At 62.7% G+C, this 16,951-nt stretch carries 14 protein-coding genes; 3 read left to right on the forward strand and 11 right to left on the reverse strand.

The window, feature by feature from the left end; translation table 11 throughout:
• Positions 1–84: 84 nt before the first annotated feature.
• From BMY68_RS19940 to xerD, 5 genes are all read right to left on the reverse strand, one after another.
• Positions 85–3,630, reverse strand: a complete 3,546-nt coding sequence (locus BMY68_RS19940) for a transporter substrate-binding domain-containing protein (RefSeq protein ID WP_239694108.1) — start codon at positions 3,628–3,630, stop codon at positions 85–87.
• Positions 3,631–3,813: 183 nt separating this feature from the next.
• A complete protein-coding gene (thrC, locus tag BMY68_RS19945; RefSeq protein ID WP_062823574.1) occupies positions 3,814–5,223 on the reverse strand; it encodes a threonine synthase in 1,410 nt (469 codons plus the stop codon).
• A 104-nt stretch (positions 5,224–5,327) separates the two neighbouring features.
• Positions 5,328–6,632, reverse strand: coding sequence for a homoserine dehydrogenase (locus BMY68_RS19950; protein ID WP_007927672.1), 1,305 nt, complete (start codon positions 6,630–6,632; stop codon positions 5,328–5,330).
• Between the two features lie 131 nt (positions 6,633–6,763).
• Positions 6,764–7,495 carry a thioredoxin fold domain-containing protein gene (locus BMY68_RS19955; protein WP_007927673.1) on the reverse strand — a complete coding sequence of 244 codons (732 nt, stop codon included), beginning with the start codon at positions 7,493–7,495 and terminating at the stop codon, positions 6,764–6,766.
• 177 nt (positions 7,496–7,672) lie between these two features.
• Positions 7,673–8,569 carry a site-specific tyrosine recombinase XerD gene (gene xerD, locus BMY68_RS19960; RefSeq protein ID WP_085529911.1) on the reverse strand — a complete coding sequence of 299 codons (897 nt, stop codon included), beginning with the start codon at positions 8,567–8,569 and terminating at the stop codon, positions 7,673–7,675.
• A 107-nt stretch (positions 8,570–8,676) separates the two neighbouring features.
• On the opposite strand from xerD, the gene BMY68_RS19965 reads away from it, so the two are divergent.
• Positions 8,677–10,485 carry a cation:proton antiporter gene (locus BMY68_RS19965; RefSeq protein WP_085529910.1) on the forward strand — a complete coding sequence of 603 codons (1,809 nt, stop codon included), beginning with the start codon at positions 8,677–8,679 and terminating at the stop codon, positions 10,483–10,485.
• Positions 10,486–10,541: 56 nt separating this feature from the next.
• On the opposite strand, the gene BMY68_RS19970 is transcribed toward BMY68_RS19965, so the two are convergent.
• From BMY68_RS19970 to ffh, 6 genes are all read right to left on the reverse strand, one after another.
• Positions 10,542–10,955 carry an acyl-CoA thioesterase gene (locus BMY68_RS19970; RefSeq protein WP_007927676.1) on the reverse strand — a complete coding sequence of 138 codons (414 nt, stop codon included), beginning with the start codon at positions 10,953–10,955 and terminating at the stop codon, positions 10,542–10,544.
• Between the two features lie 92 nt (positions 10,956–11,047).
• Positions 11,048–11,398: a 50S ribosomal protein L19 gene (gene rplS / locus BMY68_RS19975; protein ID WP_007927677.1), complete on the reverse strand. Its 351-nt coding sequence runs from the start codon at positions 11,396–11,398 to the stop codon at positions 11,048–11,050.
• Positions 11,399–11,443: 45 nt separating this feature from the next.
• Complete coding sequence (gene trmD / locus BMY68_RS19980) at positions 11,444–12,196, reverse strand: tRNA (guanosine(37)-N1)-methyltransferase TrmD (protein WP_009042322.1); 753 nt, start codon at positions 12,194–12,196, stop codon at positions 11,444–11,446.
• 2 nt (positions 12,197–12,198) lie between these two features.
• On the reverse strand, positions 12,199–12,735 hold the full coding sequence (gene rimM, locus BMY68_RS19985) for a ribosome maturation factor RimM (RefSeq protein WP_007927679.1): 537 nt from the start codon (positions 12,733–12,735) through the stop codon (positions 12,199–12,201).
• 5 nt (positions 12,736–12,740) lie between these two features.
• A complete protein-coding gene (gene rpsP, locus BMY68_RS19990) occupies positions 12,741–12,992 on the reverse strand; it encodes a 30S ribosomal protein S16 (protein WP_007927680.1) in 252 nt (83 codons plus the stop codon).
• Positions 12,993–13,240: 248 nt separating this feature from the next.
• Complete coding sequence (gene ffh, locus BMY68_RS19995; RefSeq protein ID WP_007927681.1) at positions 13,241–14,617, reverse strand: signal recognition particle protein; 1,377 nt, start codon at positions 14,615–14,617, stop codon at positions 13,241–13,243.
• Between the two features lie 198 nt (positions 14,618–14,815).
• On the opposite strand from ffh, the gene ccsA reads away from it, so the two are divergent.
• A complete protein-coding gene (gene ccsA / locus BMY68_RS20000; RefSeq protein ID WP_007927682.1) occupies positions 14,816–15,628 on the forward strand; it encodes a cytochrome C assembly family protein in 813 nt (270 codons plus the stop codon).
• Between the two features lie 12 nt (positions 15,629–15,640).
• Positions 15,641–16,879 carry a transporter associated domain-containing protein gene (locus tag BMY68_RS20005; protein WP_085529909.1) on the forward strand — a complete coding sequence of 413 codons (1,239 nt, stop codon included), beginning with the start codon at positions 15,641–15,643 and terminating at the stop codon, positions 16,877–16,879.
• Positions 16,880–16,951 lie beyond the last annotated feature (72 nt).

A 16,951-nucleotide genomic window follows, 5' to 3' on the forward strand; every position in this document is an offset into this window, starting at 1 on the left:
ACCTCCGATACGGCGAGAGCGGCGAGAATCCGCAGCGGACCGGTACGTTAATCGCAGCGGGCAGGCCGCCCCATAAGACAAGTCTTAATCGCTACCCAGGTATGGCTCGATATCGCTGCGCAAGCAGCCGATGGCCTCCTTCAGGCGCAGCCAGTGCTCCGCCAGCACCGCCGTCGAGCGAGCCCGGGCAACGGCCTCCAGGTCGATGCAGACCTGGGCCAGCGGCAGCGCATCGATCAGGCAGCACACCCCTTTGAGGCGGTGCGTGGAGGCGCCGATACGCGCCCAGTCCTGCTCCAGCACCGCCGATTCCAGGGCCGCCTGCTCCTGCCCCAGGTTGCTCCACAGCTCGCGTAGCATGCGTTGCAGGATCGGCTCGTCGGCCTGGGTCATGCTGCGCAAGGTCTGGATGTCGAAGGACGGCGGCGGCAAGAAGCGCGCAAGCATCTGCGCCAGCCGGTCCAGGGTCACCGGCTTGACCAGCAGTTCATCCATGCCGGCCTGCTCGCAGCGTTGCTGCTCATCCTCGAAGGCATTGGCCGTGCAACCGATCAGCGGGCAGGCGTCACGCCCTTCCCGCGCCTCGATCTGCCGTATTGCTTCGCTCAGCTGATAACCGCTCATGCCCGGCATGTGGCAGTCGGTCATCACCAGGTCGAACGCCTCGCCCTGCCAGCGCGCCAGCGCCGCCTCGGCGCTGTCGAGCGCCACCACCTTGTGCCCGAGGAACATCAGTTGCTGGCTGAGCACCATGCGATTGGCGCGCACGTCGTCCACCACCAGCACCGACATGCGACGGCTCTGCGGGCGCTCGCGGGTCACCTGGGGCGACTGGCTGAAATCCTCGACCACCTGTTCCGGGTAAAGCTCAAGGGTCACGGTGGTTCCCATGCCGGGTTGGCTTTGCAGCAGAATGCGCCCGCCCATCAGCTCCACCAGTTGCTTGCAGATGCTCAGGCCCAGGCCGGTGCCGCCCTGCTCCGGCGTCGTCGGCAGATGGGCCTGAATGAACGGATCGAACAGGCTCGCCTGCTTCTCGGGGCTGATGCCCGACCCGGTGTCGGCCACGCTGATGCACAAACGGTCGGCGCCATGTTCATCGGCCTGGCGCTCCACGGACACCCGCACCTCGCCGGCCTGGGTGAACTTCAGGGCATTGCTCAGCAGGTTGTGCAGCACCTGGCGCAGGCGCAGCGGGTCGAGCCAGTAGAAGCCGTCCGCCGCCTTGTCGAAGGCCAGCGTCAGGTGCAGCCCCTTGTTGCGCGCGGTGACCTCGAACAATTGCTGTATGTCTTCGAAGAAGCCTCGCAGGGCCACGGTCTGTGGCGCCAGCTGCATGTGCCCGGCCTCGATCTTGGCCAGGTCGAGGTTGTCGCCCATCAGGCCGACCAGCTCCTGCGCCGATTGGTAGGCCACGCGCAGCGCATCGGAAAACGGCATGCCGCGCAGGCGCGCCTGTTCCTTTTCCAGTTCCAGCAAACCGATGATCGCATTCATCGGCGTGCGTATTTCGTGGCTCATGGTCGAGAGAAAGGCGCTCTTGGCGTAGTTCGCCTGATCCGCCGCGCGACGCGCTTGCAGCAGCTCTTCCTCCAGGCGCTTGCGCTCGGTGATATCGATCCAGCCCCCCAGCAACCCCTGCAATTCACCCTGGGCGCTGTAGAACGGCACTGTCCATTGATAGACATGCACCGGGCCCCTTCTGGACTCGATCTGACGGTCGACGAACACCGACTCCTGCGACTCCAGCAGCTCCAGGAACTCGCGGTGCAACTGCCGGGCCGTGGCCTCGGGCAAGACATCCAGCTCGGTCAGGCACAGCCCCTTGATCTGTTCCAGACGCATGCCGGTCTGGATTTCATAGCTTTTGTTGCAGGTGATCAGGCGCCCGGCCAGGTTGCGGACGAAGATCGGGTTGGGGATACCGTCGAGCAAGGCGCGCTTGAACGCCAGCTGGTCGTTGAGGCGTTGCTCGGCTTGCAGGCGCTGGCGGATCTGCCCCTTGAGCCGGGTGTTCCAGGCCAGGGACAGCAGGCCGAACAGGATGGCGGTGAAGGTGACCCAGTAGATCCACACCGGCACCCGCTGCCACATGGGCACCGGCACCGGCGTCACCCCCAGCCACTTCTGGCGGATGGCGCTGAGCTCGGCCACCGGGAAGGCCTCCAGGGCCTTGTTCAGAATGCTCAGCAGCTCGGGCTGGTCCCGGCGCACCGACAACTCGTCGGCCGACCACTTGCCTTCGACGCTGCGGCCGATGCGCAGCCCGTTCGCCGGATAACCCTGCACTTCGACTTCATTCTGGATGGTCGCGTCGGCCTCGCCATTGGCCACCAGGGCCCGCGCCTCTTGATAGGTAGCAACCGAACGCAGGCGGACCTTCGGGTAGTTCTGCCGGACGTAGCTCTCCAGCGCATGCTTGGCCGGCAGCGCCAGCACCCTGCCCGCCAACTGGCTGAAGGTGTTGAGCTGGATGTCCTCGGCGCGGACCACGAACACCCAGGCCGAACCGCCAAAGGGGTGGGTGAAGTCGAGGAAGCCGCAGCGCTCGTCATTGGCCGACAAGGTGGTGTTCATCTGGGCCCGGCCCTTGAGCAGCAGGTCCAGGGTATGGGTCGTGGAAAAGCTTTCCTCCTGGATGAACTGCAGGCCGGTCATTCTCGAGATGCGGTTGAGCAGGTCGATGTTCAGCCCGGTCCACTGACCGTCCTTGTCCTTGAACACATAGGGTGGGTACTGTTGGGAAGCCACCACCACATGCTGATGTTCGAGCAGCCAGGCGCGCTCCGACTTGCTCAACTTGATCCGCTCGTCGCTGGTGCTGGCGCCCAGCCCGGTGGTCCAGCGGGCCAGGATCTCCCGATCCGTGGAGTCGTCGATGCTCTCCAGCGCTCGCTCGATCAGGCGGCTCAACAACGGGTCGCTCTGGCGCGTGGCGAAGGCAAAGCCGATCGGCGGCAGCCGGCTTTCGGTGCGGATCTGCAACCCCAGGTAAGGGCGCAGCGCCTTGTAGGCACGGACGATCACCTCATTGCCGATAAAGGCATCGACATCCCCCTGCTTCAGCGCTTCCAGGCCGCTGTACAGATTGGGCGAGAGAATGATCTGGCTGTGGGGATAGGCGGCGTGGGCGACCTTCGCGTCCGCATACCCCTCCAGCAGCACCACTTTCTTGCCGGCCAGGTCTTCGGGAATTTCCGCCTCGTCCCGGCGCACCACCACCACCGCGCGGTCGGGCATGTAGTCACTGGAAAAATGCAGCCCCGCGGCGCCACGCTCGTAGCCGTTGGCGCTGGTCAGGATGTCGATCGCCCCCGTGCGCAACGCCTCGACCGCCTGTTCACGCTCAGAGAACCCCAGGACTTCCAGGGACACGCCCAGGCGTTCGCCGACCAGGCTCAGGTAGTCGGCGCTGATGCCCTGGTAACGATTGCGGTCGCGCGTGATGTCGATCGGCTGGTAGTCATCGATCGAAATGCCCACCTTCAAGGTGCCACGGCCCGCCAGCCATTGCCGTTCGACCGGGGCCAGGGTGAGCGGCTCCAGTTCGACGAAGGCCGGCACCAGCTTGAAGGGCAGGTTCTGCGCCGCCATCAGGCACGGGGCCAGGGCCAGCGTCGCCAAAACCATCAATGTGCACAAAACCGGGCGCAGCAACATAAGCATCCTGTGAATGATCCTCGACGCGTCGCCGCCCTGTCCTTGAGCCCTGTCCTTGAGCTCCGTCATTGAAGGCACGCCGCGATAAACAGCCTGTGTAAAAAAGACAAGGCCCGTCAGAGACGGGCCTTGTTGACGATCGATGTCAGTCGATCAGAGCGGTTTGCCGCGATTGCCGTGCTGGCTGACAAAGGCCTGGACGGCCTTCAGGTCGTTGGCCAGGACAGTGCAACGTTCTTCGCGCTCGAACAGATCGGACAGGTGCGCTGGCAATTCCAGGGCCTTGCCGATCCCGGCCTGCTCCACCGCTTCCGGGAACTTCACCGGATGCGCGGTACCCAGCACCACCATCGGGATGTCCAGGCTGCGACGGCACTCACGGGCAGCCTTCACGCCGATCGCGGTGTGCGGGTCGAGCACTTCGCCAGTCTGGGCGAAGACTTCGGCGATGGTCTCGCAGGTCTGGGCGTCGTCCACGGCCAGGGAGTCGAACAGCTTGCGCGCTTCAGTCCAGCGCTCCTGCTCGACGCTGAAACCGCCACCCTGCTTGAAGGAGTCCATCAGCTGAGCCAGCGCGGCACCGTTGCGACCGTGCAGGTCGAACAGCAGGCGCTCGAAGTTCGACGAGACCATGATGTCCATCGACGGCGACAGGGTGGCGTGCAGGGTTTCCTTGACGTACTGGTTGCCGCTCATGAAGCGGTGCAGGATGTCGTTGCGGTTGGTGGCGACGATCAGCTGGTTGATCGGCAGGCCCATGTTGCGCGCCAGGTAACCGGCGAAGATATCGCCGAAGTTGCCGGTCGGCACCGAGAACGCCACCGAACGCGCCGGGCCGCCCAGCTGCAGGGCTGCGTGGAAGTAGTAGACGATCTGGGCCATGATCCGCGCCCAGTTGATCGAGTTCACCGCCACCAGGCGGGTGCCCTTGAGGAAGCCCTGGTCGGCGAAGCTGGCCTTGACCATTTCCTGGCAGTCGTCGAAGTTGCCTTCGATGGCGATGTTGTGAATGTTCTCGCCGAAGATGGTGGTCATCTGCCGGCGCTGCACTTCGGACACACGGTTGTGCGGGTGCAGGATGAAGATATCGACATTGTCGCAACGCTTGCAGCCTTCGATGGCGGCCGAACCGGTATCACCGGAAGTGGCGCCGATGATCACCACGCGCTCGCCGCGCTTCTCCAGCACGTAGTCCAGCAGGCGACCCAGCAGTTGCAGGGCGAAGTCCTTGAACGCCAGGGTCGGGCCGTGGAACAGCTCCAGGACCCACTCGTTGCCGTTGAGCTGGCGCAGCGGGGCGATGGCGTTGTGGGAGAAAGCGCCGTAGGTTTCCTCAAGGATTTTCTTGAAGTCGGCATCCGGAATGCTGCCGGTGACGAACGGGCGCATCACCCGGAACGCCAGCTCGTGATACGGCAGGCCGGCCCAGGAAGCGATTTCCTCCTGGGTGAAACGTGGCAGGTTTTCCGGTACGTACAGACCGCCGTCGCTCGCCAGACCGGCCAGCAGGACGTCTTCGAAATTCAGGGCCGGTGCCTGGCCGCGGGTGCTGATGTAACGCATATAAGCAAACCTTTGGTGTGGAGCTGCAAGCTTCAAGTGACAGGCGACAAGTCAAAGCGAATCGGCTTTTACTTGCAGCTTGCGGCTTGGCGCTTGCCGCTGAATTAATTCAGATGTTCGACACGGATCCGCACGACCGGACCGACCACGCCCTGCAGGGCTTCCAGCGCGGTGATCGCATCGTTGATGCGCTGTTCCACCACACGGTGGGTCAGCAGGATCATCGGCACCAGGCCGTCGTGTTCTTCGACCTCTTTCTGCATGATCGACTCGATGTTGATGCCGCGCTCGGACAGGATGCTCGCCACCTGGGCCAGTACGCCCGGATGATCCTTGGCCTGGATCCGCAGATAGTAGGCGCTTTCGCAGGCCTCGATCGGCAGGATCGGGTGCGCCGACAGCGAGTCCGGCTGGAAGGCCAGGTGCGGCACACGGTTTTCCGGGTCGCTGGTCATGGCGCGAACCACGTCCACCAGGTCGGCGATCACCGACGAAGCGGTCGGCTCCATGCCGGCGCCGGCGCCGTAGTACAGGGTGGAGCCGACGGCGTCGCCATTGACCATCACCGCGTTGAACACACCATTGACGTTGGCGATCAGGCGATCGGCCGGGATCAGCGTCGGGTGCACGCGCAGCTCGATGCCGGCATCGGTGCGGCGGGCCACGCCCAGGTGCTTGATGCGATAGCCCAGGGCCTCGGCGTAGTTCACGTCGGCGGTGGTCAGCTTGGTGATGCCTTCGGTGTAGGCCTTGTCGAACTGCAGCGGGATACCAAAGGCGATGGACGCCAGGATGGTCAGCTTGTGCGCGGCGTCGATGCCTTCGACGTCGAAGGTCGGGTCGGCTTCGGCGTAACCCAGGGCCTGGGCCTCGACCAGCACGTCTTCGAAGGTGCGACCCTTCTCGCGCATTTCGGTGAGGATGAAGTTGCCAGTGCCGTTGATGATCCCGGCCACCCAGTTGATACGGTTGGCCGACAGGCCTTCGCGGATCGCCTTGATGACCGGAATACCACCCGCCACGGCGGCCTCGAACGCCACGATCACGCCCTTCTCACGGGCCTTGGCGAAAATTTCGTTACCGTGTACGGCGATAAGCGCCTTGTTGGCGGTGACCACATGTTTACCATGCTCGATGGCCTTGAGTACCAGCTCGCGGGCAACGGTATAGCCGCCCATCAGCTCTATGACGATGTCGATCTCAGGGTTCGTGGCCACTTCGAACACATCGTTGGTAATCGCAATACCGGTCGTTTGGAACTGAGGCTTTGGCGTGCGCATGGCAATTTGTGCCACTTCGATTCCACGCCCGGCACGACGAGCAATTTCCTCGGCGTTACGCTGAAGTACATTGAAGGTACCGCCACCGACGGTACCCAGCCCACAGATGCCCACTTTGACCGGATTCACTCTGAACTCCCCATGAAACGGCCGACACTAGGTCGGCCGTGGAAAACAGCCGCAAACCACACGGCTCTCTATTAATGACGCGTCGGCCACAACCGCCGCGTCATGATCGTCAAAGGCTCGACGACGCAGGATTATTTCGCGCCCAGCGCCAGTTTGGCGACTTGTGGCGCAGGCTGGTAGCCCGGAATCACTTGGCCGTCAGCCAAAACGATGGCCGGCGTGCCGTTCACCCCGATCGACTGGCCCAGGGCGAATTGCTTGGAAACCGGGTTGGCGCACTTGGCGGCCTTGATTTCCTTGCCATCGACCATCTTGTCCATGGCCGCTTTCTTGTCGGCCGAGCACCAGACCGCCTGCAACTGCTCGTCGCCCGGCGAACCCAGGCCCTGGCGCGGGAAGGCGACATAACGCACTTCCACGCCCATCTTGTTCAGCTCGGGCACTTCGGCGTGCAGCTTGTGGCAGTACGGGCAGGTGGTGTCGGTGAAGACGGTGATGTGGGTCTTGGTTTCGCCGATGGCCGGGTAGACCACGGTTTCAGCGACCGGAATGGCGTTGATCAGCTTGGCCACGCCCAGGCGCTCGGTCTTTTCGGTCAGGTTGACCGGCTTGCCGTCCTTGAGCTGGAACAGGTAGCCCTGCATCACGAACTGGCCGTCGGCGCTGGCGTACAGCACGCGGCTGCCCTTGAGCTTGACTTCATAGACACCGGGCAGCGGGCTGGCGCTGATGCTTTCTACCGGGACTTCGAGCTGCAGGCCCTGGAGGCTTTTACGAATCGCTTTTTCGGCGGCGTCATCGGCCATAACAAAGGTACTGGCCAACGCAATGGCTGCGGCGGCAATTATCTGGGTCACGCGCATTGGGAACTCCTGAAGGCGGACAAATGGGACGGTCAGAACGCCCGTACTGGAACACCGGGTCATAACGGCCCACTTTGTAAACCGGCAAAGCCTACCACATAAGGCCCGCCTGGCGGGCTCCCGCTGAGCCAAGCCGGTCATTTGCCGATCGGCGCGGAGCCGTGACCGATGCCTCACTCAGCCTCGAGGATGGTGCTTGGCATGCAGGTCCTGCAAACGGGCCCGGGCGACATGGGTGTAGATCTGGGTGGTCGACAGATCGCTATGGCCAAGCAGCATCTGCACCACCCGCAGGTCGGCACCGTGGTTGAGCAGATGGGTGGCGAAGGCGTGCCGCAAGGTGTGCGGCGACAGCGACTTACCGATCCCGGCGACCTTGGCCTGATGCTTGATCCGGTGCCAGAAGGTCTGCCGGGTCATCTGCTCGCCACGCTGGCTGGGGAACAGCACATCGCTGGGCCGCCCGCCGAGCAGTTCGCCCCGGGCATCGCGCATGTAGCGCTCGACCCAGACAATCGCTTCCTCGCCCATCGGCACCAGGCGCTCCTTGCTGCCCTTGCCCATCACCCGCAACACGCCCTGGCGCAGGTTGACCTGCTCCAGGGTCAGGCTGATCAGCTCGGTCACCCGCAGGCCACAGGCATACAGGACTTCAAGCATGGCGCGATCGCGCTGGCCGATAGCCTCGCTGAGGTCGGGAGCGGCCAGCAGGGCCTCGACATCGGCCTCCGACAGGGACTTGGGCAACGGCCGCCCCAGCTGCGGCATGTCGACTTGCAGCGTGGGGTCCACGGCGATCAGTTTTTCCCGCAGCAGGTAACGATAGAAGCCGCGCACCCCGGAGAGAAAACGCGCGGTCGAGCGTGGCTTGTAGGCCTGCTCCACCCGCCAGGCGAGGTGATCGAGAATCAGCTCGCGGCCGGCCTCTTTCAGCTCCAGCCCCTTCTCTTGCAGCCAACCGTTGAACAACGCCAGGTCGCTGCGATAGGCCTCTCGGGTGTTGTCCGAAAGGCCTTTTTCCAGCCATAGCGCATCGAGGAAACGGTCTATCAGGGGATGGTCGATGGCAGGCATAAATACTCGAAAGGCGCGGCCTTGAGGCCGGGCGCAAATAAATAGTGAACTGTGCAGAGGGTCGCTAGTCTTTCATAGCCCGCTATTTCAAGGAACAGGGAGCTTCAATGAACGAACAACAGATTCTGTTGGCCTTTGGCGGCATAGGCGTGGCGGCAGTGGGCTGCCAATGGCTGGCCTGGCGCCTGAAACTGCCGGCCATTCTGTTCCTGCTGTTGAGCGGCATTCTCGCCGGCCCGGTCCTGGGCTGGCTCGACCCGCAGGAACTGTTCGGCCCGCTGCTGATGCCACTGGTGTCGCTGGCGGTGGCCTTGATCCTGTTTGAAGGCAGCCTGACCCTGCACCTGTCGGAGTGGCGCGAGATCGGCAAGGTGGTGCACCGGCTGGTGACCATCGGCGCCCTTTCGACCTGGGCAGTGATCACCCTGGCCACGCACTGGCTGCTGGGCTTCGACTGGCTGCTGGCGCTGCTGTTCGGCACCCTGACCCTGGTCACCGGGCCCACCGTGATCGTGCCCATGCTGCGGGTGGTGCGGCCCAAGGCGTCGATCGCCAACATCCTACGCTGGGAAGGCATCGTCATCGACCCGATCGGTGCCCTGCTGGCGGTGGTGGTCTACAGCTTCATCATCGCCAGCGCCGAGGGCCAGGGCCTGCAGCACAGCCTGATGACCTTCGGCGGGGTGATCCTCTGCGGCAGCCTGTTCGGCATCGTCGGCGGCTGGGTGCTGGGCACCATCATGCGCCGCCAGTGGCTGCCGGAATACCTGCACAACCTGGCCACGCTGGCAGCGGTGCTGGGCATCTTCATCGGCGCCAACCAGGTGATGCATGAATCCGGCCTGCTGGCCGTGACCCTGATGGGCATGTGGATGGCCAACATGAAGGACGTCGACGTCCGGCACATCCTGCACTTCAAGGAAAACCTCAGCGTGCTGCTGATTTCCGGGCTGTTCATCCTGCTGGCGGCGCGCCTGGACCTGCATGCCCTGATCGCCCTGGGGCCGCTGGTGTTGATTCTGCTGCTGGTGATCCAGTTCATCGCCCGACCGTTGAACGTACTGCTGTCCACCGCTGGCTCGAACCTGAGCTGGCGCGAGCGGGCCCTGCTGGCCTGGATCGCGCCTCGGGGCATCGTTGCCGCGGCGGTCTCGGCGATCTTCGCCATTCGCCTGGACCAGGCCGGTCACGAAGGGGCGCTGCTGCTGGTGCCGCTGACCTTTGCCGTGATCATCGGCACCGTGGTGCTGCAAAGCGCCACCGCGCGGCCGCTGGCCCGCCTGCTGAAGGTCGCGGAACCGGCGCCAAGCGGCTTCCTGATCGTCGGCGCGAACGCTCCGGCGCGAGCCATCGGCAAGGCCCTGCAACAACTGGGCAGCCGCGTTCTGCTGACCGATTCGAGTTGGGAAAACATCCGTGCCGCGCGCATGGACGGCCTGCCGACCTATTTCGGCAACCCGGCATCGCAACATGCCGATGCCCATCTGGACCTGGTGGGGCTTGGCCATCTGCTGGCGCTGTCGCCTTCCGGCGAATTGAACACCTTGGCCTCCATGCGTTTTCGCCACGACTTCGGCCATCAGCGCCTGTTCGGCCTGGCCAACAGCCAGGAAAGCCGGCGCACCGACAAGCACCGGGCCAGCCATGAACATCGCGGGCACCTGCTGGGTAGCGAGGCGCTGTCCTACAGCAAACTGGCCAGCTTGCTGGGACAGGGTGCGGAGCTGTACAGCACCAACCTGACCGAAGGTTTTGGCTGGGAGGATTACCAGGCGCTGCATGGTGAGCGGGCGACTCTGCTGTTCGCTCGCGACAACAGCGGCTGGGTGCATGTGGTAACGCCAGGCAGCGCCCTCAAGCCCTCCGCGGGCTGGACCCTGGTGGCGTTGATTCAGAAGGATACGGCGGCGGGCTGAAACATATCGCCGGCAAGCTCGCGCCTGTAACCGCGAGCTTGCTTTTGATCAATCCATCAGTCGACAAACCCCGGCAGCACCGGTACCGGGCGTTTGTCATCATCGATGGCGACAAAGCTGAACAGGCCATGGATGGCCTTCTCTCGCCCATCGCAGCTCATGCTCTCGACGAACACTTCAACCTCGACCTTGAGGCTGGTATTGCCGACCTTTACCACCCGTCCCACCAGCTCGACGATGGAGCCGGCGGCAATCGGGTGATTGAAGTCGATACGGTCGGTGGACACGGTCACCAGCGGCAACCGGCAGAAACGGGTCGCGGCGATGAACGACACTTCGTCCATCCAGGCCAGCGCGGTGCCGCCGAACAGGGTGTTGTGGTGGTTGGTGGTCGACGGGAATACCGCCTTGGTCACGCGGGTCACCGACAGCTCGGTCCGGCGTTGGATCTCTTGCTCGCGGGGGCTCATGGTTCTACTGCCTGAAACACATTTCGGGGATTAAATGACGGGCAACAAAAAAGCAGCCCGTAGGCTGCTTTTTTCTGCATCGGAAGCTGGACTTAAACCAGTTTTTCCTTGATGCGAGCTGCTTTACCCGACAGGTCGCGCAGGTAGTACAGCTTGGCTTTACGTACGTCACCGCGACGCTTGACAGCCATGCTGTCGATTTGCGGGCTGTAAGTCTGGAAAGTACGCTCTACGCCAACACCGTTGGAGATTTTACGAACGGTGAATGCACTGTTCACGCCGCGGTTACGCTTGGCGATTACAACGCCTTCGAACGCTTGCAGACGGGAACGATCGCCTTCCTTCACTTTCACCTGAACGACAATGGTGTCGCCCGGGGCAAAGGCTGGGATCTCTTTGGTCATCTGCTCTGCTTCGAGTGCAAGAATGATTTTGTTGGTCATGCTGTGCTCCTAAGGTAAATCGTCGGATCTACCATCGATACGTTGTTAACTATCGTCCCGCTCGCGGATGTATTCCTCGAGCAGCTTCTTCTCTTCTCCAGAAAGCGAGCGGCTTTCCAGAAGATCGGCGCGTCGTTCATAGGTCCGACCAAGGGACTGCTGTAAACGCCAACGCCGGATGTGTGCGTGGTTGCCACTCAGCAACACGTCGGGAACACGCTGATCCGCATACACCTCCGGTCGGGTGTAGTGCGGGCAATCCAGCAGACCATCCGTGAAGGAATCTTCCTCCGCGGAATCCGCATGCCCTAAAGCTCCGGGCAGCAGTCGCGTAACCGCATCAATCAGGACCATCGCCGGCAGCTCGCCACCGGAGAGTACATAGTCGCCAATCGACCACTCTTCATCGACATGAGCATCAATAAAACGCTCGTCAATGCCTTCATAACGACCGGCAATCAGGATCAATGCATCCTCATTCGCCAACTCGCGTACCGCCGACTGAGTCAGTTTGCGGCCTTGGGGCGACAGGTAAATCACCTTCGCGCCCTCCCCGGCTGCCTGCCTGGCCTGAACCAGAGCATCTTCCAGGGGCTTGATCTTCATCACCATGCCCGGGCCACCGCCAAATGGGCGATCGTCCACAGTGTGATGTCGATCCGTGGTGTAGTCTCGCGGATTCCAACAGGTCAGCTGCAAGAGCCCCTGTTTCACCGCGCGGCTGGTTATGCCGTAGTCGCTGATGGCGGAAAACATCTCGGGAAACAAACTGATCACTTCTACGCGCAGGCTAGCCACGTTCAGAAGTCCGCGTCCCAATCCACCTTCATCTCGCCCGCTGCCAGGTCGACGGCCAACACGCATTGCTCGGTATAGGGCAACAGGCGTTCGCGATCATCCAGGCTGCCAGCGCAAGGCTTGACCACCATTACATCGTTCGAGCCGGTCTCCAGCAGGTGATCGATCTTCCCGAACAGTTGTCCGTGAGTGTCGATGACCTTGAGACCTTGCAGCTGGTACCAGTAGTACTCGCCGTCGGTCAGTTCAGGGAACAGGTTGCGCGGCACGCAGATCTCATAACCGGCCAGAAGACGCGCTTCTTCACGATCATCGAGACCCTTGAGCTTTGCGACCAGGAATTTTTCATTCCCCCGTCCGCTGACCAGCTCAACCTGTTTCACGCTACCTTCGCGCTTGAGCGTCCAGGTTTTGTAATCCAACAGGTTTTTAATCGGATCAGTAAAGGAATAAACCTTCACTTCGCCGCGAACGCCGTGAACAGAGTAGATTTTGCCGATAACGATCAAATCATCAGCAGGAGCAGGCGTCGCGTTCATAGGGTTCAGGCTGCAGCCTTAGCCGATTCCTTCAACAGCTGAGCAACGCGCTCAGACGGTTGTGCACCAACGCTCAGCCAGTAGGCTACGCGCTCTTGGTTCACGGACAGGCGGACTTCTTGACCACGAGCGATCGGGTTGAAGAAGCCAACTTGTTCTTTGTGCGAACCGTCGCGTGGGTTACGGCTGTCGGTCACGGTCAAGTGGTAAAACGGGCGCTTTTTGGAGCCGCCAAGGGCAAGACGGATTGTTAGCATGTGAACATCGTTCCTGTAGTCGGTGCTGCAAATCTAAATGCACAGCGGGCATGGGTGCCCGAAAGGCCGCATATTCTAAGGAATATCCGGACTTTTGCAAATGACTTTTTCCGGCGCCTACCGGCTGCCATCCAGATTTGCTATAGGGCCGTTGGCAACAACGGCAAGTCAGCTCCCGCCAAGCGCGGGTTTGCTGGAGGTCCCGCGTCCCCGCGGGAAACGCCGGCATGGCTGCCGGCGCGGATTCTTCAGATCTTCGGCATGCCGCCGCCGGGCAACATTCCGCCCATGCCGCGCATCATTTTCGCCATCCCGCCCTTGGCGGAGAATTTCTTCATCATCTTCTGCATCTGCTTGTGCTGCTTGATCAAGCGACCGATGTCCTGCACCTGGGTGCCGGAACCCATGGCGATCCGACGCTTGCGCGAACCGCTGATCAGCTCGGGGTCGCGGCGCTCGGCCGGGGTCATGGAGTTGATGATGGCTTCCATCTGCTTGAACTGCTTCTCGGCCGCGCCCTGGGCATTGCCCATTTGCGCCAGGTTCACGCCACCGATATTCGGCAGCTTGTCCATCAGGCCACCGAGGCCGCCCATGTTCTTCATCTGTTGCAGCTGGTCGCGGAAGTCTTCGAGGTCGAAGCCTTTGCCTTTTTTCAGCTTTTTCGCCAGCTTGTCGGCTTTTTCCTTGTCGAGGGTCTGTTCGGCCTGCTCGATCAGGCTGAGCACGTCGCCCATGCCGAGGATGCGCGAAGCGATACGCTCAGGGTGGAACGGTTCGAGCGCTTCGCTCTTCTCGCCCATACCGATGAACTTGATCGGCTTGCCGGTGATCGCACGTACCGACAGCGCGGCACCGCCACGGGCATCGCCGTCGACCTTGGTCAGGATCACGCCGGTCAGCGGCAGTGCGTCGCCAAAGGCCTTGGCCGTGTTGGCGGCGTCCTGGCCGGTCATGGCGTCGACCACGAACAGGGTTTCCACCGGCTTGACCGCCGCATGCAACGCCTGGATCTCATCCATCATGTCGGCGTCGATGTGCAGACGACCGGCGGTGTCGACGATGACCACGTCGATGAACTTGAGCTTGGCTTCTTTAATAGCCGCTTCGGCGATCGCGACCGGCTTCTGGCTCAGGTCGGACGGGAAGAAGGTTACGCCAATGTCATTGGCCAGGGTTTCGAGCTGCTTGATTGCCGCCGGACGGTAAACGTCGGCCGAAACCACCATCACGCTCTTCTTCTTGCGCTCTTTAAGGAAGCGCGCGAGCTTGCCGGCGGTGGTGGTCTTGCCGGCGCCCTGCAAACCGGCCATCAGCACGACGGCAGGCGGCACGGCGCTCAGGTTCAAATCTTCGTTGGCCGCGCCCATCAGGCTTTCGAGTTCGGCCTGGACGATCTTCACGAACGCCTGGCCCGGGGTCAGGCTGCGCGACACTTCAGTGCCGACCGCACGTTCCTTCACCGAGTTGACGAAATCCTTGACCACCGGCAGGGCGACGTCGGCTTCGAGCAACGCCATGCGCACTTCGCGCAAGGTGTCTTTGATGTTGTCCTCGGTCAGCTTGGCCTTGCCGGTGACATGGCGCAGCGTCTGCGAGAGACGGTCGGTTAGGTTTTCAAACATGCGCGATCCTTTCAGGCCCTAAGTAGACCGAGGTAATGGCGGCTCGGGGCCCCTATATAAAGAGGTGCTCCGTGGGCAGGTCGCGGATTATAGCGAAGACTGCGTGCGACGCACAGCCGCCGTCTGGTTGCACGGTCTTTCGTGTGATGGCGGTTCTATGCCAAACTCAACGACTTTCGGGCTTGCCTAACAGGATTTATGCTCCCCTTGTCACCCAGCTTGCTAACCACCCTCGCCGCCGCCTGTCTCTATGCCGCTGCGACCCTCTATCAAGGCACTCGTCTGGCTCAAGCCGCCAAGACGAACAAGCGCCTGCTGGTCTCGCTCGGCATCCTTGCCCTGCTTGCCCACAGCGCCAGCCTCCTGACCCACCTGATGACGCCCGTGGGCCTGGGCCTGGACTTCTTCAGCGCCGCCAGCCTGATCGCCGCCGCGGTGATTGCCCTGACCCTGCTGGCCTGCTCGCGCATTCCGGTGGAGAACCTGCTGGTCCTGCTGTTTCCCCTGGGGGCGCTGACCGTGCTGCTGGCGCAGTTCGTGCCCACCGGCACGGTGCCGGTGATCGACGAAGAGCCAGGCATCCTCGCCCATATCCTGCTGTCGATCCTCGCCTACGGCATGTTCACCATCGCCGTGTTCCAGGCCCTGTTGCTGCTGGTGCAGGACCACCAGCTCAAGCACAAGCACCCATCCGGGCTGATCAAGAACTTTCCGCCGCTGCAGACCATGGAAAGCCTGCTGTTCGGCTTTCTCTGGGCCGGCTGGACCCTGCTTTCGCTGTCGCTGATCTCCGGCTGGCTGTTCGTCGAGAACCTGTTCGCCCAGCACCTGGTGCACAAGACCCTGCTGGCCTGCCTGGCCTGGGTGGTGTTCAGCGTGCTGCTGTGGGGCCGCAACCGCCTCGGCTGGCGCGGACACAAGGCGATTCGCTGGACCCTGGCCGGCTTCTGCCTGCTGATGCTGGCGTACTTCGGCAGCAAGCTGGTCCGTGAATACATCCTGCATATCTGACGAGCGGCGATAATGGACAACCTGCCCATAGAGCCGATGCTCGTGGTCCTGGCCTTGCTGGTGCTGTGGTCGGGGCTGTTCACCGCCATCGAAGCCGCCCAGCAACACCTGCTGACCCTGCGCACCGCTTCGCGCTCCGGCGACAAACCGCTGGCGCGCCTGAGCTTCCCGCGCGACAGCCTGATTCTCTGCAACACCCTGTGCCGGGTGCTGGCGGTCATCATCAGTACCTTGCTGGCGCTCCTGCAGTGGGCGGAAAACGGCCCCTGGCTGGCCTGCCTGCTCGCCACCAGCGTGTTGCTGGTACTCGCCGACTACCTCCCGCGCACCCTGGCCACCCGTTATCCGGATGCGATCCTCAGCCTGGGCAATACCCTGCTGGGCGTGCCGCTGAAGATCATCTACCCCGCGGCCTGGCTGCTCGACAGCATCAGCCAGCTGTTGCTGCGCCCCTTTACCCGCAAGGCCGGCGCCGTCAGGCAGAGCGAAGACGAGCAGGCCGCTGACCCGGACGGCGCCGAAGAACATGCCAACGGCCGTCCGCACCCGGTGTCGGGCATCCATGCCCTGGACAACATCACCGTCAATGACATCCTGGTGCCGCGCAGCGAGGTCGACGGGATCAACCTCGACGACCCCATCGCCGACATCATCGAGCAGCTGCGCCTGTCCAAGCGCACCCGCCTGCCGGTGTTCCACAGCGATATCAACCAGGTCGAGGCGGTCCTCAACACCCGCCAGATCCGTCACCTGCTGGCGGATGCCAGCCTGACCCAGGAGGCGCTGCTGGCGGCCTGCCACGAACCTTACTTCGTGCCGGAAAGCACCCCGCTGCAGCTGCAACTGCTGAATTTCCACAAGCAGCAGCGCCGCCTGGGCATGGTGGTGGACGAGTACGGCGAAGTGCTGGGCATCGTCACCCTGGAAGACATCCTCGAAGAAATCGTCGGCGAATTCGAAAGCGAACACAGCCTCGACAACCCGCATATCCATCCCCAGGCCGACGGACGTTTCGTGATCGAAGGCGCCGCCTCGATTCGCGAGCTGAACAAGAGCCTGGGCTGGCACCTGCCCTGCGACGGCCCGAAAACCCTCAACGGCCTGGTCACCGAAGCGCTGGAGACCATTCCCGACAGCGCCGTTTGCCTGAAGATCGGCCGCTACCGCCTGGAAATCCTCGAAACCGAGGACAACCGGGTCAGTCGCGTGCTGATCTGGCACACCAAACCGCTCACCGCACCCGCCCTGTAGCCGCTGCCGAGCCCGCGAGGCTGCGATCGACCGCGAAGCGGTCGCAAACCCTGCATCCACCTTCTGCCTGAC

This window comes from Pseudomonas sp. NFACC41-3, from assembly GCF_900109505.1.
Taxonomy (GTDB): Bacteria; Pseudomonadota; Gammaproteobacteria; order Pseudomonadales; family Pseudomonadaceae; genus Aquipseudomonas; species Aquipseudomonas chlororaphis.

Coding starts and splice junctions, on each gene's coding strand:
- BMY68_RS19940 (WP_239694108.1), bottom strand. CDS start 3,630: ATGGTTTTGGCGACGCTGGCCCTGGCCCCGTGCCTGATGGCGGCGCAG.
- thrC (WP_062823574.1), bottom strand. CDS start 5,223: ATGCGTTACATCAGCACCCGCGGCCAGGCACCGGCCCTGAATTTCGAA.
- BMY68_RS19955 (WP_007927673.1), bottom strand. CDS start 7,495: ATGCGCGTGACCCAGATAATTGCCGCCGCAGCCATTGCGTTGGCCAGT.
- xerD (WP_085529911.1), bottom strand. CDS start 8,569: ATGCCTGCCATCGACCATCCCCTGATAGACCGTTTCCTCGATGCGCTA.
- BMY68_RS19965 (WP_085529910.1), top strand. CDS start 8,677: ATGAACGAACAACAGATTCTGTTGGCCTTTGGCGGCATAGGCGTGGCG.
- BMY68_RS19970 (WP_007927676.1), bottom strand. CDS start 10,955: ATGAGCCCCCGCGAGCAAGAGATCCAACGCCGGACCGAGCTGTCGGTG.
- rplS (WP_007927677.1), bottom strand. CDS start 11,398: ATGACCAACAAAATCATTCTTGCACTCGAAGCAGAGCAGATGACCAAA.
- rimM (WP_007927679.1), bottom strand. CDS start 12,735: ATGAACGCGACGCCTGCTCCTGCTGATGATTTGATCGTTATCGGCAAA.
- rpsP (WP_007927680.1), bottom strand. CDS start 12,992: ATGCTAACAATCCGTCTTGCCCTTGGCGGCTCCAAAAAGCGCCCGTTT.
- ffh (WP_007927681.1), bottom strand. CDS start 14,617: ATGTTTGAAAACCTAACCGACCGTCTCTCGCAGACGCTGCGCCATGTC.
- ccsA (WP_007927682.1), top strand. CDS start 14,816: ATGCTCCCCTTGTCACCCAGCTTGCTAACCACCCTCGCCGCCGCCTGT.
- BMY68_RS20005 (WP_085529909.1), top strand. CDS start 15,641: ATGGACAACCTGCCCATAGAGCCGATGCTCGTGGTCCTGGCCTTGCTG.